Source organism: Inquilinus limosus MP06 (assembly GCF_000767795.1).
GTDB lineage: Bacteria > Pseudomonadota > Alphaproteobacteria > DSM-16000 > Inquilinaceae > Inquilinus > Inquilinus limosus_E.
Genome location: NZ_JANX01000447.1, coordinates 1 through 5,429, shown reverse-complemented (window position 1 = coordinate 5,429; position 5,429 = coordinate 1). Strand labels below are relative to the sequence as shown.

General features: G+C 71.4%; 7 protein-coding genes. 4 read left to right on the top strand and 3 right to left on the bottom strand.

The features are described 5' to 3' along the window. Both P409_RS25500 and P409_RS25495 read left to right on the top strand, forming a co-directional pair. Positions 1-218 (top strand): RBBP9/YdeN family alpha/beta hydrolase (locus tag P409_RS25500; protein WP_034845048.1); only part of this gene is annotated, 218 nt, incomplete at its 5' end. Between the two features lie 120 nt (positions 219-338). Continuing rightward, entirely contained in the window at positions 339-917 is a 579-nt protein-coding gene (locus P409_RS25495) for a cytochrome b (protein ID WP_034845047.1), read from the top strand. 136 nt (positions 918-1,053) lie between these two features. On the opposite strand, the gene P409_RS25490 is transcribed toward P409_RS25495, so the two are convergent. From P409_RS25490 to P409_RS25480, 3 genes are all read right to left on the bottom strand, one after another. Continuing rightward, positions 1,054-1,398 carry an MmcQ/YjbR family DNA-binding protein gene (locus P409_RS25490; RefSeq protein WP_034845044.1) on the bottom strand — a complete coding sequence of 115 codons (345 nt, stop codon included), beginning with the start codon at positions 1,396-1,398 and terminating at the stop codon, positions 1,054-1,056. Between the two features lie 17 nt (positions 1,399-1,415). Beyond that, positions 1,416-2,144, bottom strand: a complete 729-nt coding sequence (locus tag P409_RS25485) for a type 1 glutamine amidotransferase (RefSeq protein ID WP_034845042.1) — start codon at positions 2,142-2,144, stop codon at positions 1,416-1,418. Positions 2,145-2,247: 103 nt separating this feature from the next. Next, positions 2,248-3,603 carry an NAD(P)/FAD-dependent oxidoreductase gene (locus P409_RS25480; RefSeq protein ID WP_034845041.1) on the bottom strand — a complete coding sequence of 452 codons (1,356 nt, stop codon included), beginning with the start codon at positions 3,601-3,603 and terminating at the stop codon, positions 2,248-2,250. Between the two features lie 100 nt (positions 3,604-3,703). Here P409_RS25480 and P409_RS25475 point away from each other — a divergent pair, with 100 nt between their 5' ends. Next, a complete protein-coding gene (locus tag P409_RS25475) occupies positions 3,704-5,224 on the top strand; it encodes a bifunctional metallophosphatase/5'-nucleotidase (protein ID WP_052121377.1) in 1,521 nt (506 codons plus the stop codon). Continuing rightward, positions 5,221-5,429: hypothetical protein (locus P409_RS25470; protein WP_034845040.1), on the top strand; the 209-nt coding region annotated here is incomplete at its 3' end. The genes P409_RS25475 and P409_RS25470, both read left to right, overlap by 4 nt.

Sequence of the window (5,429 nt, the reverse complement as noted above, 5' to 3'; positions counted from 1 at the left end):
ATGAGGATGTGCCGCGCGACCCGCTGCCCTTCCCGTCCCTGCTGGTCGCCAGCGCCAGCGACCCACGCTGCGCCCAGGCCGTCGCCGACGACCTGGCGGCCGCCTGGGGCAGCGAGTTCATCGATGCCGGCGATGCCGGGGGACTGGATCATGCCAGCGGCCACGGCCCTTGGCCGGAAGGCCTGACCCGCTTCGCCATGCTGATGGCGCGGCTGTGACGCGGCGTGCCGGCGCCACGGAGAATTGTCTTACGATTTGACGTATCCCGGCTGTTCGTGGGAGCGAACAGGCATGGGTCCTCCTGCGGCCCCACCACCAATCCATCCACGAGCATCCCGATGACGATTCACCAGGCCGCCGCGTCCGCGGGCCCGATCGACCAGCCCGCGGGCCGGTACGACCGCACGACCATCCTCCTGCACTGGCTGACGGCGCTGTTCGTCATCCTGCTGTTCGCCCTGGCCGAGATCTGGGGCTTCCTGCCGCGCGGCACGCCGGTGCGCAAGGGCGCGCAGGCGCTGCACATCTCCTGCGGCCTGCTGCTGACGGTGGTGCTGATCGCGCGGCTGCTGTGGCGGGGCACCCAGGGCCGCCGCCTGCCGCCGGCGACGGGCGGGCTGCAGCACCTGGCGGCCAAGGCGGCGCATCACGCGCTGTACCTCCTGCTGGCGGCACAGGTGGTGCTGGGCTTCCTGTTCCGTTGGGCCCAGGGCGAGCCGTTCCAGTTCTTCGGCCTGTTCGACGTGCCGGCCGCCTTCGCACCGGACCATGACCTGGCGGGGACGATCGGTGACCTGCACAACACCGTGGCCTGGATCATCATCGTGCTGGCGGGGCTGCACGCGGCGGCCGCGCTGGTCCACCACTACGCGTTGCGCGACGGCGTGCTGCGCCGGATGCTGCCGGGGCGGGGCTGATCAGCCCCCCTTCTTATTGTCATCCTCGGGCTTGACCCGAGGATCCAGGGTGTCCAGGAACCGCTCTTGGCGGCCCCTGGATTGCCGGGTCAAGCCCGGCAATGGCATTGAGGAGACCGGGCCGGAGATTCCTGGATCAGCCCTTCGCCGCGTCGAACTCCTTGGCCAGCCGCTTCGGCGCCACCTCGCGCCAGCGCCGGAGCAGCAGGGTCTCGACGGCGCGGGGATCGGCCTTGGGCAGCCGCATCAGCACGATCGGCCAGTCGCGGTAATGCGGGGTGACGCGGAACACCTCGGGCTCGGCCTCGATCAGCATCTCGCGCTCGTCGGGGCCGACACCCGGCACCACCAGGGTCTCACCGTCCTCGCGCAGCCGGGTCAGCATCTTGCCCTTCACCTTCAGCGCCGGCGTGCCGTAGGAGGTGCCGCGCTCGACGCCGGGCCAGGCCAGGGCAAGGGCACAGACATCGTCGAAGGTCATCGCCGCCCTCCCCGCCCTCAGGCCGCCCGCCGATTCTTAGTCTGCGCGCGCACCATCTCCATCCAGCGCAGCCCGACCTGGCGGGCGAAGACCGCGGCGCCGGGCAGGTCGTTCGCCAACTGGTCGCGATAGGTGGCGAAGAAGCCGGGGAACTGCTCGCGCGTCCGTTCCGAGAACATGTCGACCCAGCCCTCGACGATGTCCGCCGAGACCTCGAGATGGAATTGCAGCCCGTACAGCCCCGGCCCGGCGCTGAAGGCCTGGTTGGCGCAGGCGGCGTTGGTGGCCAGCAGCGTCGCGCCCTGCGGCAGGTCGAAGGTGTCGTAATGGGCCTGCATCAGCTTCGGCAGCGGCGTCAGGCCCCGCAGCAGCGGGTCGGCCCCGGCCGCATCGGTCGCCTCGATCGCGGTGAAGCCGACCTCCGGCGTATGGTGGTGGCGCACCGTCCCGCCCAGCGCCCGGGCCAGCAGTTGGGCGCCGAGGCAGATGCCCAGCACCGGCTTGCCGGCCGTGGCGAAGGCGCGGATCGCGGCCAGCTCGGCCGGCAGATAGGGATGGGCGTCGTCGTCGCCAGCGAACTGGACGCCGCCCAGCACCAGCAGCCCGTCATGGCCGGAGGCGTCGGCCGGCACGGCGTCGCCATGCTCCGGAAACCGCACATCCTCGACCCCGCCCGCCTCCGCGATCGCCGCGCCGATCAGGCCCGAAGGGGTGCGGTCGTTGTTCTGCAGGGTCAGGATCTTCACGGCATCGCTCCACCAGGTCCGTCCGCGGAAAGGCTAAGGTCGGGCCGGCCGCATCACCAAATGCCGAGAATGCGGGGCGGTCCCGGCGTCAGAGCCAAGGCTCTCAGAGGGCATCCTGGATCATGAACTTGAGGTAGGCCGCCTTCAGCAGCCAGCGGCGATGGGCGCCCAGCGGGAAGCGGGTCGGCGGCGTCGTCATCAGCGCCGGGATGCCGACGCCCGGCACCGGGCTGCCGGTCATGGCATGGGCGACGGCGCGGCCGGCCCAGCCCGCGCTGGCGACACCATTGCCGTGATAGGCCAGGGCGTACCAGACGCCGGGATCGTCCGGCACCTGCCCCAGCATCGGCGTCAGATTGGCCGACAGGCAGACCAGGCCGGACCAGAAATGCGTGGTCTCGACCCCGCGCCAGGCGGGATAGGCGATGCCGATCCGCCGCTCCAGCCAGCGCCGGTACGTCGCCGCGGCGTCCGGGCTGCCCCAGGTGCCGCCGCGGGAGCCGAGCAGCAGCCGGCCATCCTTGAGCAGCCGGAAATAGAACAGCAGGTTGCGGGTGTCAGACAGCGGCGTCCCGGTGGTCCAGCCCTGGGCCTGCCGTTCCGCCTCCGTCAGCGGCCGGGTGACGACGATGTTCGACAGGGCCGGCAGGAAGGTGCCGGCCAGATAGGGATGCAGCCCGTCGGTGGTATAGCCATTGGTGGCGATCAGCACCCGCTTCGCCCGCAGCGACCCGGCGGCGGTGACCAGCCGGTGCCCGCCGGCCTCGCGCTGCCAGCCGGTGACACGGCTGCGGCCGTGGATCCTGGCGCCGCACGCCAAGGCGGCGCGGGTCAGGCCGCGATGGTATTTCAGCGGGTGCAGGCCGAAGCCGGCGGCGTGGTGCAGGGCGCCATGCGCCTCCGGCCCGGCATAGCCGCGCTCGCGCAGCTCGTCCCGGCTCCACAGCGTCGAGGTCAGGCCGGAGACCTCGCGATCCCAGCGTGCCTCCTCCTCCAGCTCGCGCACCCGGCTCGGCTTGTGGGCGACGCTGATGACGCCGTCGCCCTGGCGGTCGAGATCGATGCCCTCGTCCCGGGCCAGCGCCGCCACCAGCTCGGTCGCCTCGAGCTGGGCGGCGTAGTAGCGGCGCACCTCGTCGCGGCCGACCCGCTTCAGCATCGCCGCGCCGGACAGCTTGGCGGCGCCGACGCAGTTGAAGCCGCCGTTGCGGCCGGAAGCGCCCCAGCCGACCGGCCCGGCCTCCAGCACCCGGACATCGGCGCCGAGGTCGCGGGCCAGGTGCAGCGCCGCCGACATCCCGGTATAGCCGCCGCCGATCACGGCGACGTCGCAGGACTCATCGCCGGCTAGCGGCGCGCAGCCCTCCGGCGCCGGCTCGGCGGTCGCCTCCCAATAGCTCGGGACGGTGCGGGCGGTATCAGCGGTGGCGGGATGGTAGAGATGCTTCTGGGACGTCATCCGATCCGCTCACTTGTCACCGGTCCGCAACGCAGCGGAGGATGACATCCGGCAATGCGCCGGTCCATTCTGGCACCGTCATCCGGAGGGAGATCCAGCCATGCAGGGCCCGTCGCGCCGCCAGGTCATGCTCGCCACCGTCTTCGCCGCGGCCCCGCTGCCCGGATGGGCCGCGACGGCCCCGCTGCGGCTGACCTTCCTGCACGTCAACGACGTGTACGAGATCGGGCCGGTGCGCGGCCAGGGCGGCTTCGGCCAGCTCGCGACCCTCTTGAAGCAGGCCCGTGCCGCCAACCCGCACAGCATCACCACCTTCGGCGGCGACACGCTGTCGCCCTCGGTGATGTCGGGCCTGACCAAGGGATCGCAGATGATCGACCTGTTCAACGCCGTCGGCGTCGACTACGCGGTCTGGGGCAATCACGAGTTCGACTACGGGCCGGAGCTGGCGGCGCAGCGCATCGGCGAATCGAAGTTCCCCTGGCTCGGCGCCAATGTCCTGGGCAAGGACGGCAAGCCCTTCGGCGGCGGCGTCGCCACCGCCACCCGCAAGGTCGGCGACTACACCGTGGGCTTCCTCGGCATCCTGACGCCGGACACCAGGACGCTGTCCAGCCCGGGGCCGGACATCAGCTTCCCCGACATCATCACCACCGCCAAGCAGGCGGTCGAGGCGCTGAAGGCCGAGGGCGCCAACATCCTGGTGGCGCTGACCCATCTCGGCATCGCCCAGGATCGGCAGCTGGCGCAGTCGGTCAAGGGGCTGCACCTGGTGCTGGGCGGGCACGACCACGACCCGATCATGTTCTACGAGAACAACGTCCTGATCTTCAAAGCCGGCTACGATTCGCACTATCTCGGCGTGGTCGAGCTCGACATCTCGACCCGCGAGACCAAGGACGGGCCGGTGATCGCGGTGCTGCCGAGCTGGGAGGTGCGGCCGACCGCGGGGGTCGAGCCCGACCCGGAGATCCAGGCCAAGGTCGATGCCTTCAACAAGGCACTGGACGATGCGCTCGGCATCGTCATCGGCACCACCTCGGTCGAGCTGGACAGCCAGCGCGGCGCGGTGCGGACCGAGGAGACGACGATGGGCAACCTGATCGCCGACGGGCTGCGCTGGGGCGTCTCCGGCGCGCAGATCGCCATCATCAATGGCGGCGGCGTCCGTGGCGACCGGTTGGTCGCCGCCGGCACCCAGCTGACGCGCAAGGACATCCTGACCGAGCTGCCCTTCGGCAATCTCGCGGTGCTGCTGGAGCTGACCGGCGCCGAGATCCGGGCGGGGTTGGAGAACGGCGTGTCCCAGGTGCAGGACGTCGCCGGGCGGTTCCCGCAGATTTCCGGCCTCGCCTTCGTCTACGACCCGGCCAAGCCGGCGGGCAGCCGCGTGGTCTCCGTCACGGTCGACGGCAAGCCGCTGGACGATGCCGCGGTCTACCGCGTCGCCACCAATGACTACATGGCCGGCGGCGGCGACGGCTATGCCGCCTTCACCAAGGGCAAGGTGCTGATCGACGCCTCGGCGGCGCGGCTGATGGCGACGGTGGTGATGGACTACGTCACCGCGATGAAGACGGTGGCGCCGAAGGTCGACGGCCGCATCCGGCGGTCCTCATGATCATGGACGCCGAGGGCACCGCCCGCCGGTCGCTGGGCGTGCGGCTGGCGGCGGCGATCGCCCGCGGCTGGCCCGACTATCGGCGTGCTGCGGGCGGCTGGACGCCGCCGGCGATCCGGCCGCAGGTGGTGTGCGGCGACCTCGGTCGGCGCCCTCGGCCGGCCGCGGCCCGACTCTCTCCGGCCGGCTCGACGTGCTGGAGGCC